Raw genomic sequence first — 22221 nt, forward strand, 5'->3', positions numbered from 1 at the left:
CCGGGAGGCGCCCGTGCGGTCCGGTTAACCTCGCGAAACAGGCGCTGTGACGAGGCGGTAATGCGCTCTTCCTAGGGTCACGATCGTGGGACCTTCCCACCGCGTGATCCCTGGGGAGGGAGTCTCGGTGACGATGCCGGCTTCGAAGGCGGACAGCGTACGGACGGTCTGCTCGTACTGCGGCGTCGGCTGCGGCGTCGTGCTCGACATCGGCCGGGACGCCGCCACCGGCAGGCGCACCCTCGCCAAGGTGTCGGGGGACAAGAGCCACCCGACGAACGCCGGGCGGCTCTGCACCAAGGGCGCGACCAGTGCCGAGATGATGGCCGCCTCCGGGCGGGCCGCCACCGCGCTGATCCGCGCCGGGCGCGGCGCCGAACCCGTCCCGGTGGACGTCGACGAGGCGATCACGGCGGTGGCCGGGCGGCTTCGGGCGATCCTGGACGAGCACGGCCCCGACGCGCTCGCCCTCTACGTCTCCGGGCAGATGTCCCTGGAGGCGCAGTACCTGGCGAACAAGCTCGCCAAGGGGTTCGTGCGGACCAGCCGGATCGAGTCCAACTCCCGCCTGTGCATGGCCTCCGCGGGCTCCGGCTACAAGCTCTCGCTGGGCGCGGACGGGCCGCCCGGCTCCTACCGGGACTTCGACCACGCGGACGCGTTCCTCGTCATCGGCGCCAACATGGCCGACTGCCACCCGATCCTGTTCCTGCGGATGATGGACCGGGTCAAGGCGGCCGGGGCGAAGCTGATCGTCGTCGACCCGCGGCGCACCGCCACCGCCGCGAAGGCCGACCTCTTCCTGCAGATCAGGCCGGGCACCGACCTCGCCCTGCTGAACGGACTGCTGCACCTGCTGGTCGAGAACGGGCACACCGACGAGGCGTTCGTCGCGGAGTTCACCGAGGGTTGGGAGGAGATGCCCGACTTCCTGGCGGACTACCCGCCCGCGAAGGTCGCCGAGATCACCGGGATACCCGAGGCGGACATCCGGCAGGCCGCGCGGTGGATCGGCGAGGCGGGGGAGTGGACGAGCTGCTGGACGATGGGCCTCAACCAGTCCACCCACGGCACCTGGAACACCAACGCCCTGATCAACCTGCACCTGGCCACCGGCGCGATCTGCCGCCCGGGCTCCGGTCCGTTCTCGCTCACCGGCCAGCCCAACGCGATGGGCGGCCGCGAGATGGGGTACATGGGCCCAGGCCTGCCCGGCCAGCGCTCCGTCCTGGTGGCGCAGGAGCGGGCCTTCGTCGAGGAGCTCTGGGGTGTCGAGGCCGGCACGCTGCGGACCGAGGCCGGGCGCGGCACGGTGGAGATGTTCGAGCGGATGGCCGCCGGCGAGATCAAGGCCTGCTGGATCATCTGCACCAACCCGGTCGCCTCGGTCGCCAACCGCAAGACCGTCATCGCCGCCCTGGAGGCCGCCGAACTGGTCATCACCCAGGACGTGTTCACGGAGACCGAGACCAACGCCTACGCCGACGTGCTGCTGCCCGCCACGCTCTGGGCCGAGTCCGACGGCGTCATGATCAACTCGGAGCGGAACCTCACCCTGGTCGAGGGCGTGGTCGACCCGCCCGGGCAGGCCCTGCCCGACTGGCAGCTGATCGCCCGGGTCGCCTGCGAGCTGGGCTACGCCGACGCCTTCGGCTACACGAGCGCCGAGGAGGTCTTCGAGGAGCTCAAGCGGGCCTGGAACCCGGCGACCGGCTGGGACCTGCGCGGCGTCAGCTACCCGCGGCTGCGCGGGACGCCCGTCCAGTGGCCGGCGCCCGCCGCGGACGGCCCCGACCGCAACCCGATCCGGTACCTCAACGACGGCGTCAGCCAGACCCTGCTGGAGCGCGCCGACGGGAGCAGACCCCGACTCGCGTTCCCCACCCCCACCGGCCGCGCCCGGTTCTTCGGCCGCCCGTACCTGCCCGCCGCCGAACTCCCGGACGACGACTACCCGTTCGTCCTCAGCACCGGCCGCCTCCAGCACCAGTGGCACACCCTCACCAAGACCGGCAAGGTGGCCAAGCTCAACAAGCTCGACCCCGGCCCGTTCGTCGAGCTCCACCCCGACGACGCCGCCGCGATGGGCGCCGGGCAGGGCGACCACATCGAGGTCGCCTCCCGCCGCGGCCGCGCCGTGCTGCCCGCCGTCGTCACCGACCGGGTCCGCCCCGGGAACTGCTTCGCGCCGTTCCACTGGAACGACCTCTTCGGCGAGTACCTCGGCATCAACGCCGTCACCAACGACGCCGTCGACCCGGTCTCCTTCCAGCCCGAGTTCAAGGCCTGCGCCGTGGCGCTGCGCGTGGTGCCCGCCCCGACCCCCGAGGAGACCGCGCCCGTGCCGGTGACCGCAGACCCGAGTGCGGGGACGGGGCAGCCGCCCCTCGCCGTGCTGCCCGTGCCGGCGGTGCCCGGGGGCGCGTCCGAAGCCGTCTCCGCCCTGACCGCGCTTTTCGGCCTCGCCGACCTCGCCCCGCCGGTGCTCGCCGAACCGGAGCGCCGCTACCTGTCCGGATACCTCTCCGGGTACGTCGCGGCCGCCGCCACGGCGCCGTCCGGCGCCGTTCCGGTGCTCCCGGCGGGAGCGCCGTTCGCCCCGGCGACGGCGCTCTGGGTGGACGGGGTGCTGGCGGGCATGTTCTCCCGGGGCGCCCCCGGGCCGGCTGTCCCGGCCGCGCCGGTGGCGGCCGGCGCCGAGCCCGCCGCGCCGACCCGGGAACTGCTCGTCCTGTGGGCCTCGCAGACCGGCAACGCCGAGGAGTTCGCCGCCGCCGCCGCGGCCCGCCTGGCCGGGGCGGGCCGCGCCCCGACCCTGCTCGCGATGGCCGACACCACCCCCCGGCGGCTCACCGCCGGTACCGACGTGCTCGTCGTCACCAGCACCTTCGGCGACGGGGAGGCGCCCGACAACGGCGCCGACTTCTGGCAGGGCCTCACCGCCCCGGACGCCCCGCGCCTGGAGGGCGTGCGCTACGCCGTCCTGGCGTTCGGCGACTCCAGCTACGACGACTTCTGCGGTCACGGCCGCCGGCTGGACGAGCGCTTCGCCGAGCTGGGCGCGACCCGCCTGCACGCGCGCACCGACTGCGAGGCCGACGACGACGGGCCCGCCGCGCAGTGGCTCGACCAGGTGACCGGCACGCTCGTGGCGCCGGTGGAGCGGGCGCCGGCGCCCGCTGTTCCCGCCGTGCCCGTGCCCGTGCCCGTGTCCGCCGCGCCCACCACCCCGGCCGCCACACCGGGCGGCTTCACCAGAGCGGCCCCCTTCCCGACCCTGCTGGTCGGCAACCGTCTGCTCAGCCTGCCCGGATCGCAGAAGGAGGTGCGGCAGTTCGCCTTCGACACCCGCGGCGGCGAACTCGCCTACGGGGCCGGCGACGCCCTCGGCGTGTGGCCGGCCAACGGCGCCGGACTGGTCGCCGAATGGCTCGCCCTGACGGGCCTGGACCCCGAGGAGCACGTCCGGCTGGCCGACGGCGACGACCTCCCGCTGGGGGAGGCCCTGCGGACCCGCCTCGACATCGCCCGCCTCACCCCGGACCTGCTCGGGTTCGTCGCCGACCGCACCGGCGACCGCATCCTGAAGCGGCTGCTGCGCCCCGACAACAAGGGCGAGCTGGCCAAGTGGAGCTGGGGCCGGCAGGCCGCCGACGTGGTCGGCGCCTTCCCCCTGCGCGCCACCGCCGCCGAGTGGGTCGGAGTGCTCAAGCGGCTCCAGCCCCGCCTGTACTCGATCTCCTCCAGCCCCCTGGCCCACCCCGGCGAGGTCCGGCTCACGGTGTCCGTCGTCCGCTACACCAACGACCTCGGCCGTGACCGCGGCGGCGTCTGCTCCACCTACCTCGCCGACTGCGCCGACGACGGCCCGGTGCCGGTGTTCGTGCAGCGCTCCCCGCACTTCCGGCCGCCCACCGGCCCGACCACGCCGATGATCATGGTGGGCCCCGGGACCGGGGTGGCGCCGTTCATCGGATTCCTGGAGGACCGGCAGGCCCGCGGCCACACCGGCCCCAACTGGCTCTTCTTCGGCGAGCAGCGCGAAGCCACCGACTTCTACTACCGGGAGGACCTGGCGGCCTTCCGCGCCGCCGGCCACCTGGACCGCCTGGACGTGGCCTTCTCGCGCGACCAGCGCAACAAGGTCTACGTCCAGGACCGGATGCGCGAGCACGGCCCGCGCCTGTGGCGCTGGCTCCAGGACGGCGCGCACTTCTACGTGTGCGGCGACGCGGGCCGGATGGCCAAGGACGTCGACCTGGCCCTGCGCGAGATCGTCGCCGCCCACGGCGGCCTGGACGAGGAGGCCGCCGCCGCGTACGTCCGGCAGCTGGCGAGCGACAAGCGCTACGTCCGGGACGTCTACTGAGCGGTGGCCGACGCCGCCCGGGGCGGGGCCGGTATGCCCGGGGCAGCGACGGTTCGGTCGGGCTGCCCGGCTTGCTCTTGCGACGCCACGATGAGTTGCGGACGCCCGCCGTCGCGGGGTGTGGCAGCCGGGGGCGCCTTCCTCGGCGGCGGCACCCAGCCGTTCTCCGAGCCGCAGCCGCAGATCCGGCGGCTGATCGACCTGAGCCGGGTCGGCCGGGAGCCGCTACGGGTGACCGCCGGGAGCGACCTGGAGATCGCGGCCACCTGGACGAAGGACGACTCGACGATCCGCCCAGGTCGTTGAAGGGCAACCTGGGCCGCTGCACCGGCTACCGGGCGATCGAGGACTCGGTGCGCGGCGTCAAGCACGGGGAGGAGCCCCGCGCCTTCCGCCGCTACCGGCTGCCCGCCCACGCCGACGTACCGCGCACCGCCGTGCACTTCGCCGAGACCTCCGACCCGATCGACCCGCTCGGCGCCCAGTCGATGAGCGAGAGCCCGTTCAACCCCGTGCCGCCGGCCTTCGCCAGCGCGCTGCGCGACGCCACCGGCATCCGCTTCACCGAGGCGCCGTTCCTGTGGGAGAAGGTGGGGCAGGCCCTCGCCGAGCACCGGGCCGGGAGCCGCCGTCCGCCGCACGGGTGAGCGGTGTGTGTGGGCGTCGCCCGCCGTCGGGGCCGCCGCCGCCCGGGCCGTCCCCCACGCGGCGCCGTCCGGCGTGCGGGGCGGCCGCCGACCCCCGAGAGTCGGCAGGAAGGCGACCCGACCGGCGGACCGGCCCGGGGCGCGGCGGCACGACGGGAGGAGCGGGATGGGCGCGAGCAGGCCGGCGCCCGGAGCGCCCACCCGGCACCCCCCGGCCGCCCTCCTCACCACCACCTGCCTGGTGCTCGCCCTCGCCGCGGCCGCGGTCGTCACCTGGACGTCCCTCGGCGACGAGGCCGACGACCGGCCCCTCCTCCCGCTGCTGCTCGGCAGCTGGCCCGCCACCGCGACCCGGGTCGGCCTGGTGCTCACCGCCGTCGCCGCGGTGGCCGTGATCGGCACCCTGGTCGCCCGCCACCCGCCCCCGGACCTGCCCGCCCCGGCCGCCGTCGCCCCGGTCGCGGCCGCCACCCTGCTGATCAGCGCCGAACAGCGGGGCCACCCCGTGGACGCCGTGGTCGGCCTCGCCGGCACCGCCCTGGTGCTGCTCGACGTGCTGCCGCGCGGCCCGAACCGCCGGGCCGGGTTCGCGCTCGGCCTGGCGATCGCGTTCCACCCCGTCCTGGCCCTCTTCGCCGTCGCCCTCCCGCGCCGGCGCGCCGTCCCCGCGTCCGCCGCCCTGACCGCCCTCGCGGTGGCCGCCCTGGTGCAGGGCACCGTCCTGATCGCCGACCCGGACCGCGCCGCCCGCTTCTGGCGCCGCTTCGACGCCCCGGCCGTCACCGGCGACCCGTCCGACCAGACCGCCCTCGGCGTGCTGCTCCGGCTCGGCCTGCACGGCCCGGCGCTGCTGGTCGGCTGGCTGGCGGTCACCGTCACCGCCGTGCTGCTCGCCGTCCGCCGCTCCGGCGGCTACGCGCGGGACGGCCAGCCGCTGCTGGCGGTCGGCGTGCTCGGCTGCGCCACCCTGGTCGCCGCACCGGTGGCCGGGCCGGGCCACCTCGGGTGGCTGCTGCTCGCCGCCACCGGTCGGCTCGGCCGCCGGCCCGAGTCCCGCGCGCTGTGGCCGGTGATCGCGGTCACCGTCGCGCTGCTGCCCAGCACGCTGCTCGACCCGGAGATCGAACCGGTCAGCGGCCTGCTGCTGCGCAAGGCCCCCACCCTGGTCGCCCTCGCCGCGGCCGCCGCCCTGCCGTTCCTGGCCCGCGACGACCCGCTCTGGCACCTGCGCCGCGCCCCCGGCCCGCCCCTGCGGCGGCGTCCCGCGCTGCCCTGGATCCCCCTGCTGCCGGCTCCGCTGCGGCCGGTCTCCCGCCCGAACCCGGTGCTGGAGCTGCTCTTCGTCCAGGTCGGCTACGGCGTCTACTCCTACATCCGCAACGTCGCGCCCGAGCGCGTCGCCACCGCCACCGGCCACGCCCGCAGCGTCTTCCGGCTGGAACAGCTGCTGCACGTGGACATCGAGCCGGTCGTCAACGCCTGGGCCCTGCGGACCGGTGACTGGCTGCTGGACGCGGCCCAGGGGTACTACAAGGTGCTGCACTTCGTGGTGCCGCTCGGCGTGCTGGTCTGGCTCTACGTCTGGCACCCGGACCGCTACCGCACGGCCCGGACCGTCCTGTTCGCCGCGACCGGCCTGGCGCTGGTCGGCTTCTGGGGCTACCCGCTCGCCCCGCCCCGGCTCGTCCCGGGGCTCAACCTGCGGGAGGACCCGTCCGGCATCCCCGGCGAGGCCCCGCTCGGCGTGCTCACCTCGCTCTCCAACCAGTACGCGGCGATGCCGTCGCTGCACATCGCCTGGTCCTGCTGGTGCGCCCTGGTCGTCATCACCACCGTCGGCCACCGCCGGCCGGCACCCCTGGCGGCGGTCTACCCGCTGCTCACCTTCCTCGTGGTGGTGGCCACCGCCAACCACTGGGTGCTGGACGCCGTCGGCGGCGTCGCCGTCCTGCTCGCCGGCGCCCTCACCCAGTACGCCCTCACCGCCCGACTCCTCACCGACCCCGCCCCGGCGCCCCCGCCCGCCGTCCTGACCCGGGAGGGCGCGTAGCGGGACGGGGCCCCTGGCGGCTCCGCCGAACGTCCTGCCGACGTGCGGCGGAGCCCCAACCGGCCTCTGTCACGGCCTGGTTCGAGCACGACCGCTCCCGTAGGATCGGCGGCCATGGTCGACCTCTACGCTCCCACCCACCCGTACAGCCACGGCTTCCTCGACACCGGGGACGGCAACCGGATCTACTACGAGGAGCTCGGCAACCCCGAAGGCAAGCCCGCCCTCTCCGTCCACGGCGGCCCGGGGGCGGGTGCCCCGCGCCGGCCGACACGGGCCTGGGACCCGGAGCGCTACCGGCTCATCCGCTTCGACCAGCGCAACTGCGGCCGCAGCACCCCGCACGCGAGCGACCCGGCGGCGGACATGCGCCTGAACACCACCCGGCACCTCATCGACGACATCGAGCGACTGCGCGAACACCTCGGTGTCGAACGGTGGTTGCTGAGCGGCGCGTCCTGGGGATCCACGCTCGCGCTGGCCTACGCGCAGCGACACCCGGAGCGGGTCACCGGGATCCTCATCCAGGCGGTGACGATGACCCGCCCCGCCGAGACCGACTGGCTCTACCGGGGCGCCGGGCGGTTCCAGCCCGAGGCCTGGGACCGGTTCCGCGACGGCGTCCCGGAGGGCGAGCGGGACGGCGACCTGCTCGCGGCCTACGCCCGGCTGATGGAGAACCCCGACCGGGCCGTCCGCGCGAAGGCCGCCGCCGACTGGCTCGCCTGGGAGGACGCCGTCGTCTCGAACGAGCCCAACGGCATCCCGGGGATGTACAGCGACCGCGAGGTCGACGAGCAGATCGCCTTCGTACGGATCTGCGCCCACTACTTCAGCAACGGTGCCTGGCTGGAGGAGGACCAACTGCTGCGCGACGCCCACCGGCTGGCCGGGATCCCGGGGGTGCTGGTGCACGGCCGGCACGACATGGGGAGCCCGGTGGAGACGGCGTGGGCGCTGGCGAAGGTGTGGCCGGACGCGCGGCTCCACATCTTCGAGGACTCCGGGCACGTCGGGAGCGAGGCGATGGCCGAGGCCTCTCGGGCGGCCATCGAGGAGTTCAAGGACCGGTGACCCGCCCGGGGTCCGAACACCCGGCCACCACGTGGTCACCGAGGGCCGGCACGTCCCCCGGCGACCACGTGGCGGGCGGTCCGGCCCGCGCGCGGATCAGGAGGGCCGGCCCCCCGCGTACGCCAGCGGTGGGGCGATCGCCTGGGCGTCCGCGCCCTCGCCGACCCACAGACCGATCAGGAACGCTGCCGTCGCCTCCAGCAGGCCCGCCCGGTCGAGGCCGCCCCCGTCGACCGGTGTGCAGCCGAGGTCGCGGACGAGGCCCCGTACGGTCTCCAGGGCCGACGCGTCGTCACCGCAGAGCGGCACCGCGAGCGGGCGTCCGTCGAAGACCGGCGGCGTCCTGCGCCACACGCTCTCGTGGCAGAGGTTGAACGCCTTGACCACGGAGGCGCCGGGCGCCGCGGCCGCGATGCGCTCGGCGGCCGAGGGGCCGCCCCGGGTTTCGAGGACGAAGCCCGGGGCCACCGGGTTGGTGCAGTCGATCAGTGCCCTGCCCCGCAGAGCGCCGGCCAGACCGGACACCACGCCGACCGCCGCCGCGTACGGCACGGCCAGCAGCACCGCGTCCCGGCCGTGCTCGGCCGCCTCCCGCGCGGTCCCCGCCCGTGCGCCGATCCGGTCGGCGAGGGCGCCGGCGCGGTCCGCGTCCCGCCCGCCCACCAGTACCTCGTGGCCGACCCGCGCCCACTGCTCACCCAGCGCCCGCGCCATCGTTCCGGTGCCGACGATCCCGATCCTCATCATGCTCGACCCCTCTGTCGTGACCCGTCCTTCAGAATCGGGACGACACTACGAAACCGCTGGGGCACCATCTGGTAAGTGACCACCGACCACGGCTTCCTCGCCGACTGCCGAGCCCGGCTCGCCTTCGATCTGCTCGCCAACACCTGGAACGCCGTCGTGGTGTGGGCGCTGCGCGACGGTCCCGCACGGCCCGGCGAACTGCGCGAGCGGATCGGCGGCATCAGCCCCAAGGTCCTCACGGAGACGCTGCGCCGGCTCCAGTTCAACGGTCTGGTGGAGCGCCGCGTGTACGCCGGGTCGCCGCCGCACGTGGAGTACACCCTCACCGGGCTGGGGCGGACGCTGCTGGAGCCGGTCGAGGCGTTCGGCGCCTGGGCCTTCGAGCACGGCGAGGGCGTGATGGCGGCCCGGGAGCGGGCGGAGGCGGCCGAGGACGGCCACGGCTGAGCCGGCCGCTCCGGTGCGGGCGGTCAGCGCCCCCGGCCGGCCCCGAGGGCGAAGCGGCGCGCGGCCGGGCGGCCCTCGACCAGGTCCGCGGCGAGGGCGCCGAGCACCGACGCGAACTTGAACCCGTGCCCGGAGAACCCGGCCAGGACCGTCACCGGGCCCCGCCGGTCGACCACGAAGTCGTGGTCCGGGGTGGTGGTGTACAGGCAGGTGGTGGCGGTCGGCGCGGTGTGGTCGACGCCCGGCAGCCAGCGCCGCGCGTACTCCCGCACCCGCTCCACCGCGCGCGGGTCGGGGTCGCCCGTGCGGTGGTCCGGGTCGACGACCGGGCCGACGCCGTGGAAGCCGACCTTGACGCCGTCGACGCTCCCGAGGCCGTACACGCCGACGTCCGAGACCAGTTGCGCCCCGCCGTGGTGGATGAAGCTCGGCCAGTCCAGCGGTGCGGCGGCCGGGAAGTGCACCGGCCGCTCCTCGGTCACCCGCATCGGCGGCAGCCCGGGCACGAGCCCCGACAGCAGGCCCGGCGCCCACCCGCCGACCGCCACCACGACCTGCTCGGCGAGGATCACCTCCTCCTCCGTGGTCACCAGCTCGACGCCTGCGCCGCCGTTGCCCCCGCCGCCGCTCCCGTCGCCGTTCCCGCCGCCGCGTACGGCGATCCGGGCGATCCGGACGCCGTGCCGGACCTCGGCCCCGTGCGCCGCGGCCGCCCGCTGGAACGCCGCCACCGCGTGGTCGGCGTGCAGCCGCCCGGCCTCGGGGTGGAACAGCGCGGAGGTGTCGGCCCGCAATCCCGGCCACCGCTCGGCCACCCGCGCCGGGTCGAGCAGCTCGGCGGGCCGCCCGGCGGCGGCCAGCGCGGCGTGCAGGGCCGAGGTCGCGGCGGCCGGGCCGTGGTCCACCGCTCCGGTGAGCTCCAGGAGGGCGGTGCCCGTCTCCTCCTCCAGCCGCCGCCACAGCGGCAGCGCCCGCACGGCGAGGGCGACGTACTCGGGCTCCGGGTAGGCCAGCCGGAAGATCCGTGAACTGCCGTGCGAGCTGCCGCGGTCGTGCCCCGGGGCGAACCGCTCCAGGAGCGTCACCCGCCGGCCCCGCGCCGCCAGGTGCCAGGCCGCCGACGACCCCATGACCCCGCCACCGACGACTACGACCTCACCGGTCATGCCCACTCCGTACGTTGTCGCCACGGTCCGCCTCCCGGCCGCGCCGCGCCCGGCCGTTTGACAGCGGAGACTACCGGAGGGCCGACGGCCCGGGTGGAGGGGGCGACGGTGCCGGTCGCCATCGACGGGAGAGCTGCGGCGGAGCGGTCGGCCCCACCTGGCGGGCGCTCAGGGGGTGCCATCCCGGCAGAAGTTCGGTCTTCGCACCCGGCCCGGTGGTGTACTGACGGAACCGGGAAGTTGTCCGAAGAACCGGTGGAGGTCCCACGGCGCGCCATGTTGGATTGTCCGGCTACGAGGAATCGGCCGAGGGCCGACCGAGCGGCGGACAGCCCGGATCGTCCGCGTACACGGGAGGGGGCAAGAGGTGGGTAGTGCTGGACGCCCGCAGGGGCGCCTGAAGGGGGAGACCGAACAGGCGGACGCCCTGGCACGGTTCGTGCGGGAGGTGACCTCGGGGGTGACCCTCCGCAGGCTCGCCCAGCGCTACCCCGCCGGTCGGACGAGCTGGAGCGCGTACCGCTCCGCGGAGAAGGACATCCCGTGGCACCTGCTCCAACGGCTGGTCCACGACCAGGTGGAGGACCCGCGGGCCCGGGCGGCGCTGCTGGCCCGGGCCGCCCAGTTGCACGAGCAGGCCACCCGGGCGGCCGAGGGGATCCAGCCGCCCGCGGCCCGGCGGTCGGCCGCGCAGCAGGCGCTGGACCGGGCCCGGGACGCGCAGCGGCAGGCCGAGGAGGGCATGGCGGAGGCGGAGGACCTGATCCGTGTGCTGGTCGCGATCGTGGCCGAGCTGCGGAGTGAGCTGGCCGGTGGTGCAGATGGTGTCGAGGGTGTCGAGGGTGTCGGTGGTACCGGCGGTACCGACGACCCGGAAGGTGCCACGACCGACCCGGTGGCAGCGCCGCTCCGGCAGGTCCGGCAGGTCCGGCTGCGGGAGGCGACCTGGTGTCTGGCCGAGGTACGGCGCATCAGGGAGAGCGCCCGTGAGGCGCGGCACACGGCCGGCCGGGAGCAGGAGGCCGTCGGGCTCCTGGTCGACCAGGAACGGTCACGGGTCGGGGCGGAGCCGGCGAGCAACGGGGTGGACGCGCACCTGCCGGTGCTGCGGCGGCTGGAGGCCGACCTCGTGGGGGTGCGGGAGGCGCTGGCCGGCCAGTACCGGGAGGTGAGCGGGATGGCTCTCGTCCCGGCCGGGCCCCGGATCGTCCGGGGGGAGCTGGTCCGGGTCGTGGACCACGGCCGGAGCGGCCCGACCGGCCCGACCCGCGAGGTCGCGGTCGGTGCGACCGTCCTCGGCCCGCCGCGCGGCGGGCCCACGGGTGCGCGATGGCGCCGTAAGGCCGGGGCGGGGGTGGTCGTCGGGGCGACGGGGGCGGTGCTGGCCGGGATCCTGGTGCTGGCCGGGGTGTTGGTGGGCGTCCGTCTGGGCGCGGCGGCGCACGGACCCTTCGACGCCGTCCCGCAGGCGGCCGGCGCCTGGGGCAGGCCGGGCTCCGGCGCCCCCTCACCGGCGGCCGGGAGCCCCTCGGCACCGGCTCCGGGGCCGGTCTCGTCGACCCTCTCCGCTCCTGCCACCCCGAGCAGTGCGCCCGACCGGTCCGGCGGGACGCCGACCGCACCGCCGGTGCCGCTGCCGTCCGCTCCGGTGGCACCCGAACCGGGCGGGACGGCCGCTCGGAGTACGGGAGCCGGCCAGCCCCCGGATCCCGCCGTTCCCGCCGTCCCCTCGGCCGAGGCCACGCCCGCCGGTACGCCCTCGGCGCCCGCCAGCTCCACACCGACGGCGGAGGTCCCGGCACCGGGCCGGCTCGGCGGCGCCCCGGTGGTTCCGCCGACGGGATCGGTGGAGATCAGGAACGGGAACAGCCAGCAGTGCATCGCCACGCCCGGAGGCACCCGGGAGGACGGCCGGGAGGTCCAGCAGTACCCCTGCGGGGACTTCCCCGACCACTTCTGGGAGGCGCAGAAGGCCTACACGGACCCGGACGGCGACACCTACTACCGGATCGTCAGCTACAACAGTGCCCTCTGTCTGTCCGTCCGGGACTCCAGTACCCGGGCCACCGCCGAGGTGGTGCAGTCGGAGTGCCGGAGCAGCCCCGGGCAGTCCTGGAAGATCGAGAAGTGGCCGCGCGGCATGCGGTTCGTCAACGACAACAGCCACCAGTGCCTCGCCGTCACCTACCGCAGTACCGCTCCGCAGGCGCCGCTGATGCAGTACCCGTGCGGGGACTACCCCGACCACTACTGGGACTACGGCCCGCGCCGGTAGCCCCGGTCCGGGCCCCGTCGGCGACCCGGGCGCGCCGGTGGCCCCGGTCCGGGCCTAGCGCGTAGGGACCAGTCCGAGGAGTTCGCCCAGCCGCTGGATCGTGGCGGGAGCCTCGCGGTGCAGACCGGCGACGTCCATGCCCTCGTCGCCCAGGATCATCAGCAGCGCCTGCTCACCGATCGCCAGCACCACGACGTAGCCGCCGTTGCAGCGGGTGACCACGTCGCGCAGGCCGCCCAGGCCGACCTCGGCGGCGGTGCGCCGGCCGAGGCCGAGCATGGCGGCGGACAGCGCGGAGGCCGACTCGGGATGGACGGCGGCCGTGTCGGCGGCCACGAGCAGGCCGTCGGCGGTCGAGACGACGCTCTCGGAGATGCCCACGACCCGGTCACGGAGGGACTTCAACTCGTCGACGAGTGCTGCGGATGACGTCTGGCTGCTCATGGTGCGCTCTTCTCGGTCTCTTCGGTCTTCTCGGTCCGCTCGGCGCGGTGAACGTTCGATGGCTGGCCGGAGACGGCAGCCGGGCCCTCGGGCCGGGTGGGCAGGCGGGGGAGCCCGCCGGCTGCGGTCGGTCCGTCCAGGACCTCCGGGCCGCGCCGCACGGGGACCCGGCGGGGCAGCGGTCCGTTCGTCGCCGGCGGCGGGCCGGTGTGCGGCGCGCGCGGCGCCACGCTCGGCACGGCGGCGGGCGGGACCACCGGCTCGCGGTGGAGCAGCTGCCGGGCGTCCATCCGGGCGAGGTCGAGCAGCACGGCGAACAGTCCGCGCCCGAGGGCGAACCCGATGTCGCGCGCGGTGCGCCGCCCGGTGGCGGCGACCAGGATCTCCCGGTAGCGGTCCGGGATCCGCGGGGCCGTCGACCCGGCCGGGGTGGCCGGGCGGATCCGGCTGCGGGCGAGCTGTCCGGGCGGCCCCCAGAGGCGGGTCAACAGGGCCACCCGCCGGCCGGTTTCCTCGAACAGCCGCTGCGGCTCGATGCCGGGGCGCAGCGCGATCCTGGCGGGGGCGGCCGCTTCGGCCACCTCCCAACTGCCGGGCGGGCTCAGGACCAGGGCGAAGGCGCCGTCGAAGGCGGCGGCCGCGCAGACCATTTCGAGTTCGGCGGCGCCGATCGACCCCTGGGCCACCAGTGCCGCGCCGAGGTCGCCGCCCTGGAGGCCGGTGACGCCTTGGGCGTTGGCGGCGGCGGCCGTCTCGGCGGCGGACCAGTCCGCCTCGCCGACGCGCCGTGACTTCAGCAGCAGGGTCTCGACGGTCGGGGCCCCGGGCGTCTCGATCGCGGTGATCAGCCCCCGCTCCAGGTGGATGGTGCCGCCCGGCGCGCTGGAGACGGTGACCGAGCCGGTGAACTCGCCCTGGCGCAGCGTCAGCAGGAGGGCGGGCACGTTGCGTGCGGCGGGAGACACGCGTGGGGACGCGGGCGCGGCCGGGTCGTGGAGACGGCCCGTCATGCCAGCAGGCCCGCTGCCCGGTCGGCGCTCTGGCGGATCGCCAGGGCGAGGTTGGTCTGCCCGCGGTCCAGCACGGTGGCCAGCAGCAGCGGGTCGCCCTGCCGGGGGACCACCTGGACGACGTGGTGGTGGCGGGTGCTGGTGACCACCAGGCTCTCCAACTCGCCCTCCGCCCCGGCCTCGCACAGCCGTTCGCCGATCAGGTTGGCCAGCTCGGCGAGTTCGGCTCCGGTCCCGAGCAGTCGGTGCTCCCCGGCGGACCGATAGGTGAGGCCCGTGACGGCGTCGACGAGCGCGGCGCCGACCACTCCGGGGGAGTCGAGCACATCGGAGAGGGAAGCTTCGAGCGCGTGCACCAGTACCCCTTCGCTTTCTGAACCGATGGCAGCGTACTTTATTTCACCATTTCCGTGCGGTGGCCACACCCGATGACCTTCTTGCTACTTTGATTCCTGCACACGGGGGTTCCGCCCGGATGGCACGCAAAGGACGAACAGGTCATGAACATTGACAGCGCACTCACGGACGCGATGGGCATCGAGGGCGCCATCGGCGTGGCCCTGGTCGACTACGAGAGCGGTATGTCGCTCGGGCATCTCGGGGGGAACCAGCAGCTCGATCTGGAGGTCGCGGCCGCCAGCAACACCGAGGTCGTCCGGGCGAAGCTGAGGGCCATGGCGGCGCTGTCGATCGACGATGTCATCGAGGACATCCTGATCACCCTCGGCGGCCAGTACCACCTGATCAGGCCCCTTGCGGGCGCGCGTGGTTCGCTCTTCCTCTACCTGGCCCTGGACCGCTCGCGGGCCAACCTGGCACTCGCCCGGCACAGCCTCAAGCGCATCGAGGCCGGGCTGGACGTCTGAGCCCGCCCACCGGAACCGGCCACCCCGGCCGGGCGAAATGCGGCGGACCGCGCTCCGCCCGGCAATTGCCGGGCGGAGCGAAAGCGATGCGTGATGAACCGATTACCGCCGGCCGCCCGTAGAAGGGGGTCCGGTATCCATTCGGGGAAATGCGTGACATTCCGATGACTGGGCGTCATATCCACTCCCGGCGGAACCCACAGTAATTCGACGGTGACGCAGCAGCGGCGAAATGCCACCCGCCGGAGTTCGCCCGAGGCGGCGGCCGGCGGCATCCCCCGGACCGGCCGGCGGCCGGGGAGCGTCCGCCTCCGCCGCTGATGCGTCGGCGAGCCGCCATGCCATGCCATGCCCATTGACCCGCGCGGCATGCGCGAACAGCTCCTCGGGCGCGGTCGTCGGGCGGGGGGAGCGGGGGCGGGCGGCCCGTCAGGGCCGGCGGCGCAGGCCGGCGACGAGGAGCGCGGCCAGCGGGCGCGCGTCGTAGCGGGGGTCGCTGTCGGCGCCGATGCAGAGGTTGCCGATGCCGCGCATGAGTTGGTACGCGGTGAGGTCGGAGTCGGTCTCGCCGGCGGCGGCCGCGGCGTCGAGGAGCAGGGTGCACACCGGCAGGAGGCGGTCGAGGAAGTAGGCGTGCAGGGTCTCGAAGCCGGCGCTGTCGGTCTGCATCGCGGCGGCCAGGCCGTGCTTGGTGACCAGGAAGTCGACGAAGAGGTCGGCCCACCGCGCGAGCGCCGCGTGCGGTGACGGGCTGCTCGCCAGCAGGGCAGGGCCGGCCTCGGCGCACGCCTCGACCTGGTGGCGGTAGACCGCGATGACAAGGTCCGCCCGGGTGGGGAAGTGGCGGTAGATGGTACCGATCCCGACGCCGGCGGCGGCCGCGATGTCGCGCACCGGCGCCTCGACCCCCGAGGTGACGAAGGCCGCGGCGGCCGCGTCCAGCAGGGCCCGCTGGTTGCGCCGGGCGTCCTTTCGCTTGGACCCGGCTGCGCTCTCCGCGCCCTGGCCGCTGTCGTTCACCACGGCCCTCCTCCCATGACCGACCGGGACCGTGGCGGACCCGGTCGACGAATGACGATCGACGAATGACGATCGATGGCCGACGCTTGTAAAGCGGAACGCCGTTCCGTATCGTTTGCGGAGCGAGGTTCCGTTTCGCCCATGATGGCAGAACACGGGGCCATCGGCCATGCCGTCCACCGGCTGTCCCGTCTCCACCGGACGGCGGAACGCCCACGATCGCCGATTCCCGGCCCGGCGGCGCCAGCCGCCGCCGGGCCCACCGAAGCCACCTGCGCAGCGAACCCGAACGGAAGCCACCTCCATGTCAGTTCCCCCCAGCACCGACGCACCCGCCACGGTGCTCTCCGCCAAGCCGGTCGTCCTGCCCGCCCCGGGCCGCGGTGAGGACCTCCAGGTCCGGGTGTCCGCCCCGGCGACCGGACGTGGCCTGCCGGTGGTCCTCCTCTCGCACGGCTTCGGCTGGTCGATGGACGGCTACGCCCCGCTCGCGGACTACTGGGCCGCCCACGGCTTCGTCGTCCTGCAGCCCACCCACCTGGACTCCCGCACCCTCGGCATCCCGGCCGACGACCCGCGCACCCCGCGGATCTGGCGCCTGCGCATCGAGGACCTCACGCGCGTGCTGGACGGGCTCGACGTCCTGGAAGCCGCCGTGCCGGGCCTCGGCGGGCGCGTCGACCACGGCCGCGTCGCCGTGGCCGGCCACTCCTGGGGCGCCCAGACGGCGAGCGCGCTGCTCGGCGCACGCGTCCTGGACGCCGACGGCGTTCCCGGCGAGTCCATGGCCGATCCCCGGGTGAAGGCGGGCGTCCTGCTGGCGGCGGCCGGTCTGGGCGACGACCTGACCCCGTTCGCCGCCGAGCACCTGCCCTTCCTGAAGCCGTCCTTCGACGCCATGACCACACCGGCCCTCGTGGTCGCCGGGGACCGCGACCAGTCCCACCTGTCCACCCGCGGCCCGGACTGGTTCACCGACCCCTACACCTACAGCCCGGGCCGCAAGAGCCTGCTCACCCTGTTCGGCGCGGAGCACTCGCTCGGTGGAATCGTCGGGTACGAGGTCGCCGAGACGACCGACGAGAGCCCCGCGCGGGTCGCCCTGATCCGGCGGCTCACCACGGCCTTCCTCCGCAGCACCCTCCAGGCCGAGGACGCCGACTGGCAGGCGGCGCTCACCGCCCTCGGGGCGGACCCCGAGCCTCTGGGCAGCGTCCGGAGCAAGTAGCGAGCCCGGCCCGCCCCGGCGCTACGGCGTCCGGTCGGCCTCCCGGACGTCGTGGAGGTGGACCAGGACGTCGAAGGACGTGCCGAGCGCGACGTGCCCGGGCGGGTACGGGTACTGCGTGCCGTAGGTGCGGACGGGCCGGGTGACGCTCAGCCAGGCCCTGGCGGCGGCCGGGGCGGTGCGGACGTCCAGGTAGAAGTCCCGATGGCGGACCTGGTCGAGGGTGTACTCGCTCAGGTCCGAGGTGGGCGGCCCCTCGGTGAACTTCTTCCAGGGGCCGCCCAGGGCGGCGTCCTTGGAGAGGAGCGATCCCTGGTAGAAGGTGAAGCCGATCGGCAGGTAGTCGCGGCCCATCGTGTCGTTCAGGTAGGCGCCCTGCGTCCTGGGGTACAGCGCCGGGTCGCCGGAGAGGCGGCCGACGTGGTCGTTGTGGGCGGAGAGCAGCACCTTCCCGCCGGTGCGCCGCTGCCACCAGGTGACGTTCTGCGCCATCACCTCGTCCCGGAAGCGTTCGAACTCGGGCAGTGTCGTGGCGTCCCCGGGGTCGAGGGAGAGGAAGGTGGCGGTCTGGGCGACGGAGCGGGCGTTCTGCTCGGCCCAGGCGGCGGCCTCCGGGTCGTTGCCCCGCAGACCGCCGACCAGGTCGAGGGCCTGCCGGGCCTGCGCGGCGAGTTGCCGGCGTTCGGCGAGCGGCCTGCCCAGGTAGGCGAAGGCGTCGTCGATCGGGCGCAGTCCGGTGTAGAGCGCGTCGAGCCGGGCGAGGGCCTGCGGGTCGGTCCGCCGCACGTAGTCGGTGATCCGGGCGAAGAACGCGTCGTCGAGCGAGGGCGCGCCGATGTCGTCGCCCATGAAGTGGACGGTGCGGTCCGGGTGGTGGCGGTTGTAGTCGCGCATCCACTCGATGAGGCTGACGAACTCCTCGCGGTCCCAGGGGGAGTCGGCCAGGGCTGCCTTGGCGACGCTGCGGGCGTCGCCGCCGCGGCCGGTCTGCAGGTAGTCGTCGATCCGGAGTCCGGCGGACCAACTGAGTTCCAGGGCGAAGGTGGTGAAGCCCTTCTCCTCGACGAGGTGGCGGAAGACCCGCTCCTTCATGGCGAAGAACTCGTGGGAGCCGTGGGTGGCCTCGCCGAGCCCGACCACCTTCGCGTCGCCGACCATCGCACTTAGGGCGCGCAGGTCGGCCGTGCCGCGGCCCGGTTCGGTCGAGCGCAGCGGGTGGGCCGCCCGGTCCAGCGCGCGGACCACGCCGCTCGTCCCGGCCGCTTCGACGGGCGGTGCCGCCGGCGCCGCCTGGGCCGCGACCGGAGCGAGGACCGCTCCGATCGCGACGGCCGCCGCGGCCAGCAGCCCCCGCCGACCGATGTGCTGGTGATGCCGTGCCATGTCTTCGACCCCTCAACTCGCTGACTGTGTCGTGGGATCGATCATCGCCTGCGATTCCATGGCGGCGCGCTGCGGATGGCCTCCGATTGATGCGGGGGTTTACCCCCGCGGGGCGAGCGACAAAGGGGCAGCCCAGGTTGCCCGGACGGCCCGGCCGCACCCCCGCCGGGTTCACCGGGGCAGGGTGATCGGGAGGCCCTCCTCGATGCGGCGCAGCAGCCGGCCGCCGTGGACCTTCGGGGCGTCGAAGCCGCGGTACTCGTCCGGGTCGTCGTCCGCCTCCGTGCGGAGGACCTCGGGGACCAGGACGGTGTCCGGGTCGATGTCCTGGGCGTAGCCGTCGAGGTACGGGGGCGCGATCACCGGGCCGCGCAGCGCCCCACCGACGAGGTCCGGGGCGAACTCGGCGGACAGCACCGTCACGTCCGCGCACAGGTCGCCGTGGATCATCACCAGCTTGTCCGTCATGTTCCCGACGAAGGCGCCGACCCGGACGCTCCCGCGGACCAGCAGTCTGGCATCGCCCTCCAGGTAGACGGCCGCGGCCCGCAGGTCGCCCAGGACGATCAGCGCCGGGCAGCCGTCGTCCAGGTTGAGGACGGCGCCGGCGACGTCCAGATCGCCGTCGACGACGAGGCCGCTGCCGTCCGGTTCCATCGCGTCCAGGTCCAGGTCACCGGCGACCGTCAGGGGGCCGGGGTGGACGTCGTAGTCCTCCTCGTAGAGGTTGCGGTAGGAGGAGGCGGGGAGCTGCCGCTGTTCGAAGAGAGCGGCGCAGTGCGCCCAGTCGTGGGGCGTGGTGACGGTGTCCATGGGCCGACTCTCGCACCCCGCACCGACAGCCGACCGGCTCGGGGTGGGCCGGCTGCCCGACCGGCCCGGGGGGCCCGGGGTGGTGACCGGCCGACGGTCTCACCCGCGGATCCGCCCGGCCGGCCCGACCGGGCCGCGGACTGCCGTGAACGCGCCCGGTACGGGCCTCGGCCGGGCTCCGGTGGGAGGGGGCACTACTGGCCCACCCGGCCGTCGACGCACTCGCGCAGCAGGTCGGCGTGCCCGCAGTGCCGGGCGTACTCCTCGATCCGGTGCACCAGCAGCTCCCGGACGGCGATCCCGTCCTTCTCCAGGCGCGCGCCGAGGTCGGTGTGTCCGGCCAGCGCGGCGTCGGTCGCCGCCTGCTCACGCGCCAGGTCGGCGTACGCGGCGTCGACGGCGGACCGTTCGCCGACCACGTCGTCGAAGTCCGCGTCACGCCTGCCGTACAGCTTGGGCAGCGGCTCGGCGTCGTCCAGCCAGTTCCGCCAGTCCCGTTCGACCTCGGCGAGGTGGCGGACCAGGCCGAGCAGCGACATCGTCGACGGCGGGACCGACCGGCGGGCGAGCTGCTCCGGCTCCAGGCCCTCGCACTTCATCAGCAGGGTCGCACGGTAGTCCGTCAGGTAGCCCATCAGCGTCGCGAGTTCGCCGTCCGGAGCGGGTCCGTCGCCGTTGCGCGGGTCGTTGTCCGGATCGACCCACATGTCGGGGTAGACGGTCGCCTGGGTCCATCGCACGGGTTGATCGTTCATACCGCCGATGATCGCCATTGCGGGTCTGGGCCCGCCAGCGGATTTCTCGACGGCGGGCCGGCCGCGCTCCGCAGGCGGCGGGGCCACCCGGTCGGCCGAGCGTACGGAACCGGCCGGACGCCGGGCAGCGGCCCGCGCGCCGCCCTGGGCGTTCCCCCGCAGGTCACGTTGGGTAGCACGATCATGACCATCCGTAGTGGATCGTGATGGTCCCGCACCGCCGCCGAGCGGCCACCCCGCCGCAGGTGACCGCCCCGGTGCGCGGCACGACGATGAGGAGCGGCGGTGTCGGAGCAAGGTCACCCGGGCCGGCGGCCCGACGCCGGCGACCCCGGGCCGGAGCCGGGCGCGACCCCCGCCCCGCACCCCGCGGCGCCGGGCGGCCCCGGGCCCGAGGACGCCCGCGGCGGGCTGGTCGCCCCCCGGCCGCCCGCCGACGGGGAGAGCGTCCCGGGGCGGGCCGGTCGCGGCGACACGCCCTGGCCGGACCGGATGCGGCCACTGGTGCGCATGCCGATGGCCGAACGCCCGCTCGCGGCCGGCGGAGAACCGCGGCAGCGGCCCGGCCCGGCGGAGGCGTCGGGCGTCCTGGACCTCGCCCTGCGGGTGGGCGAGGCGCTGCTCGCCAGCGGCGAGTCCGCGGAGGACGTGGAGGGCGCGATGCTGGGCGTCGCCCACGCCTACCGCGTCTACCCCTGCGAGCCGCAGGTGACCTACACCCTGGTGGCGATCTCCTACCAGCCGACGCCGGACGTCGCGCCGCTGACGGCCGAACGGGCGGTCCGCCGTCCGGCCAGCGACTACACCCGGCTCGCCGCCGTCTTCCGCCTGGTCACCGCCATCACGGCGGGCGAGGTGGCGGCCGAGGAGGCCCGGCACCGGCTGACCGTCCTGCTCGGCCGCCGGCCCCCGTACCCGGGCTGGCTCCTCGTCCTCGCCTCCGGGCTGCTGGCCGGCTCCGCGACCCTGCTGGTCGGCGGCCGGGCCGACGGCCGGGCCTGGCTGGTCTTCGGGACCGCCTTCGTCGCCGCCCTGACCGGTGACCGGCTGGCCGCCCTGGTCGCCCGCCACGACCTGCCCGAGTTCTACGGCTTCGTGGCCGCCGCGACACCGGCCGCGACGATCGGCAGCCTGCTCTCGCTGAACGGGCTCCACCTGCGCGGCTCCGTGGTCATCACCGGCGGGCTGTTCGCCCTGCTGCCGGGCCGCCCGCTGGTGGCCGCGGCCCAGGACGGCCTGACCGGCTTCTACCTCACCGCGGCCGCCCGGCTGCTCGAAGTGCTGTACCTGATGGCCGGCATCGTGATCGGCGTCATGACGGTGCTGTACCTGGGCGTCAGCAACGACGCCGACCTGACCCCCGACGGGGCGCCGGGCAGCACGGTGAACCCGCCGCTCCAACTCGCGGCCGCGATGCTGCTGGCACTGACCTTCGCCGTCCTGCTGCGCACCGACCGGGCGACCCTGGCCCCGGTCGTCCTCAACAGCGCCGTCGGCTGGACCACCTACGCCGTCCTGGCCGGTGCCCGCGTCGAGCCGATCGTGGCCACCGGGCTCGCCGCCGGGCTGGTCGGCCTGTTCGGCCAGCTGATGGCCCGCTACCGGGCGATGTCCGCGCTGCCGCACGTCACGGCGGCGCTCGGGCCGCTGATGCCCGGCTCGGTGCTGTACTTCGGCATGCTCGCCTTCGTCCAGGGCCGGCCCGAGGCCGGGTGCAGCTGGGTCGGCCGGGCGTGCGCCACCGCGATGGCCCTGGCCATCGGCGTCAACCTCGGGGGAGAGGTGGCCCGCCTCTTCCTCCCGGCCTCGCGGCCGGCGTTCACCTCCTGGCGCCCCACCGGCCGCCACCGCCGCTGAGGGGCGCCGTCCTCCCGGCGGGCGCCGCCGGACCGACCGACGTAGGTTTCGGCCGGGGGCGCGCGTGCGA

General features: G+C 75.1%; 17 protein-coding genes and 2 pseudogenes. 10 read left to right on the top strand and 9 right to left on the bottom strand.

Features of this window, described 5'->3' with window-relative positions:
• Nucleotides 1-133 precede the first annotated feature (133 nt).
• The 5 genes and pseudogenes from ABZ497_RS21790 (at nt 134) to pip (ending at nt 8140) form a co-directional block, all read left to right on the top strand.
• The gene (locus ABZ497_RS21790) at nt 134-4369 is read left to right on the top strand and encodes a bifunctional nitrate reductase/sulfite reductase flavoprotein subunit alpha (protein WP_359807686.1); all 4236 of its coding nucleotides are present in this window, start codon (nt 134-136) and stop codon (nt 4367-4369) included.
• Nucleotides 4370-4487: 118 nt separating this feature from the next.
• Nucleotides 4488-4597, top strand: a pseudogene (locus tag ABZ497_RS21795) (FAD-binding molybdopterin dehydrogenase); the annotation flags it as partial.
• 158 nt (nt 4598-4755) lie between these two features.
• Nucleotides 4756-5016 (top strand): annotated as a pseudogene (locus tag ABZ497_RS21800) (hypothetical protein); the annotation flags it as partial.
• Nucleotides 5017-5182: 166 nt separating this feature from the next.
• The gene (locus ABZ497_RS21805) at nt 5183-7066 is read left to right on the top strand and encodes a phosphatase PAP2 family protein (protein ID WP_359807590.1); all 1884 of its coding nucleotides are present in this window, start codon (nt 5183-5185) and stop codon (nt 7064-7066) included.
• Nucleotides 7067-7180: 114 nt separating this feature from the next.
• Complete coding sequence (pip, locus tag ABZ497_RS21810) at nt 7181-8140, top strand: prolyl aminopeptidase (RefSeq protein WP_359807592.1); 960 nt, start codon at nt 7181-7183, stop codon at nt 8138-8140.
• 96 nt (nt 8141-8236) lie between these two features.
• Here pip and ABZ497_RS21815 read toward each other — a convergent pair whose 3' ends face one another.
• On the bottom strand, nt 8237-8884 hold the full coding sequence (locus ABZ497_RS21815; protein ID WP_359807689.1) for an NAD(P)-binding domain-containing protein: 648 nt from the start codon (nt 8882-8884) through the stop codon (nt 8237-8239).
• A gap of 78 nt (nt 8885-8962) precedes the next feature.
• Between ABZ497_RS21815 and ABZ497_RS21820 the strand changes: the two genes are divergently transcribed.
• A complete protein-coding gene (locus ABZ497_RS21820; RefSeq protein ID WP_359807594.1) occupies nt 8963-9334 on the top strand; it encodes a helix-turn-helix domain-containing protein in 372 nt (123 codons plus the stop codon).
• A gap of 23 nt (nt 9335-9357) precedes the next feature.
• On the opposite strand, the gene ABZ497_RS21825 is transcribed toward ABZ497_RS21820, so the two are convergent.
• A complete protein-coding gene (locus ABZ497_RS21825; RefSeq protein WP_359807597.1) occupies nt 9358-10500 on the bottom strand; it encodes an FAD-dependent oxidoreductase in 1143 nt (380 codons plus the stop codon).
• Between the two features lie 460 nt (nt 10501-10960).
• Between ABZ497_RS21825 and ABZ497_RS21830 the strand changes: the two genes are divergently transcribed.
• A complete protein-coding gene (locus ABZ497_RS21830; protein WP_359807599.1) occupies nt 10961-12775 on the top strand; it encodes an RICIN domain-containing protein in 1815 nt (604 codons plus the stop codon).
• A 54-nt stretch (nt 12776-12829) separates the two neighbouring features.
• On the opposite strand, the gene ABZ497_RS21835 is transcribed toward ABZ497_RS21830, so the two are convergent.
• From ABZ497_RS21835 to ABZ497_RS21845, 3 genes are read right to left on the bottom strand one after another with little or no spacing between them, the layout of a single operon-like run.
• Nucleotides 12830-13219, bottom strand: coding sequence for a roadblock/LC7 domain-containing protein (locus ABZ497_RS21835; protein ID WP_359807602.1), 390 nt, complete (start codon nt 13217-13219; stop codon nt 12830-12832).
• Nucleotides 13216-14184, bottom strand: a complete 969-nt coding sequence (locus ABZ497_RS21840; RefSeq protein ID WP_359807604.1) for a hypothetical protein — start codon at nt 14182-14184, stop codon at nt 13216-13218. The genes ABZ497_RS21835 and ABZ497_RS21840 overlap by 4 nt, the downstream gene beginning before the upstream one ends.
• 41 nt (nt 14185-14225) lie before the next feature.
• A complete protein-coding gene (locus tag ABZ497_RS21845) occupies nt 14226-14585 on the bottom strand; it encodes a hypothetical protein (protein WP_359807607.1) in 360 nt (119 codons plus the stop codon).
• A gap of 144 nt (nt 14586-14729) precedes the next feature.
• On the opposite strand from ABZ497_RS21845, the gene ABZ497_RS21850 reads away from it, so the two are divergent.
• A complete protein-coding gene (locus tag ABZ497_RS21850) occupies nt 14730-15095 on the top strand; it encodes a hypothetical protein (RefSeq protein ID WP_329485690.1) in 366 nt (121 codons plus the stop codon).
• A 429-nt stretch (nt 15096-15524) separates the two neighbouring features.
• Here ABZ497_RS21850 and ABZ497_RS21855 read toward each other — a convergent pair whose 3' ends face one another.
• The gene (locus tag ABZ497_RS21855; protein WP_359807691.1) at nt 15525-16115 is read right to left on the bottom strand and encodes a helix-turn-helix domain-containing protein; all 591 of its coding nucleotides are present in this window, start codon (nt 16113-16115) and stop codon (nt 15525-15527) included.
• 304 nt (nt 16116-16419) lie between these two features.
• Between ABZ497_RS21855 and ABZ497_RS21860 the strand changes: the two genes are divergently transcribed.
• On the top strand, nt 16420-17343 hold the full coding sequence (locus ABZ497_RS21860) for a chlorophyllase (protein ID WP_359807610.1): 924 nt from the start codon (nt 16420-16422) through the stop codon (nt 17341-17343).
• 21 nt (nt 17344-17364) lie between these two features.
• Here ABZ497_RS21860 and ABZ497_RS21865 read toward each other — a convergent pair whose 3' ends face one another.
• The 3 genes from ABZ497_RS21865 to ABZ497_RS21875 all read right to left on the bottom strand — a co-directional run bounded on the left by ABZ497_RS21865 (nt 17365) and on the right by ABZ497_RS21875 (nt 20294).
• Nucleotides 17365-18726 carry an erythromycin esterase family protein gene (locus tag ABZ497_RS21865; RefSeq protein WP_359807611.1) on the bottom strand — a complete coding sequence of 454 codons (1362 nt, stop codon included), beginning with the start codon at nt 18724-18726 and terminating at the stop codon, nt 17365-17367.
• Nucleotides 18727-18897: 171 nt separating this feature from the next.
• Nucleotides 18898-19539 (bottom strand): hypothetical protein, encoded by a 642-nt coding sequence (locus ABZ497_RS21870; protein ID WP_359807614.1) that lies wholly within the window; start codon nt 19537-19539, stop codon nt 18898-18900.
• A 194-nt stretch (nt 19540-19733) separates the two neighbouring features.
• The gene (locus tag ABZ497_RS21875; RefSeq protein ID WP_359807616.1) at nt 19734-20294 is read right to left on the bottom strand and encodes a DinB family protein; all 561 of its coding nucleotides are present in this window, start codon (nt 20292-20294) and stop codon (nt 19734-19736) included.
• A gap of 285 nt (nt 20295-20579) precedes the next feature.
• Between ABZ497_RS21875 and ABZ497_RS21880 the strand changes: the two genes are divergently transcribed.
• A complete protein-coding gene (locus ABZ497_RS21880; protein WP_359807619.1) occupies nt 20580-22151 on the top strand; it encodes a threonine/serine exporter family protein in 1572 nt (523 codons plus the stop codon).
• Nucleotides 22152-22221: the final 70 nt, after the last annotated feature.

The organism is Kitasatospora sp. NPDC005751, assembly GCF_040630835.1.
Classification (GTDB): domain Bacteria; phylum Actinomycetota; class Actinomycetes; order Streptomycetales; family Streptomycetaceae; genus Kitasatospora.

Bases quoted from the DNA above. Each gene is read 5' to 3' on its own strand.
- ABZ497_RS21870 (WP_359807614.1), bottom strand. From the start codon at position 19,539: ATGGACACCGTCACCACGCCCCACGACTGGGCGCACTGCGCCGCTCTC.
- ABZ497_RS21825 (WP_359807597.1), bottom strand. From the start codon at position 10,500: ATGACCGGTGAGGTCGTAGTCGTCGGTGGCGGGGTCATGGGGTCGTCG.
- ABZ497_RS21815 (WP_359807689.1), bottom strand. From the start codon at position 8,884: ATGAGGATCGGGATCGTCGGCACCGGAACGATGGCGCGGGCGCTGGGT.
- ABZ497_RS21835 (WP_359807602.1), bottom strand. From the start codon at position 13,219: ATGAGCAGCCAGACGTCATCCGCAGCACTCGTCGACGAGTTGAAGTCC.
- ABZ497_RS21875 (WP_359807616.1), bottom strand. From the start codon at position 20,294: ATGAACGATCAACCCGTGCGATGGACCCAGGCGACCGTCTACCCCGAC.
- ABZ497_RS21860 (WP_359807610.1), top strand. From the start codon at position 16,420: ATGTCAGTTCCCCCCAGCACCGACGCACCCGCCACGGTGCTCTCCGCC.
- ABZ497_RS21805 (WP_359807590.1), top strand. From the start codon at position 5,183: ATGGGCGCGAGCAGGCCGGCGCCCGGAGCGCCCACCCGGCACCCCCCG.
- pip (WP_359807592.1), top strand. From the start codon at position 7,181: ATGGTCGACCTCTACGCTCCCACCCACCCGTACAGCCACGGCTTCCTC.
- ABZ497_RS21865 (WP_359807611.1), bottom strand. From the start codon at position 18,726: ATGGCACGGCATCACCAGCACATCGGTCGGCGGGGGCTGCTGGCCGCG.
- ABZ497_RS21850 (WP_329485690.1), top strand. From the start codon at position 14,730: ATGAACATTGACAGCGCACTCACGGACGCGATGGGCATCGAGGGCGCC.
- ABZ497_RS21790 (WP_359807686.1), top strand. From the start codon at position 134: ATGCCGGCTTCGAAGGCGGACAGCGTACGGACGGTCTGCTCGTACTGC.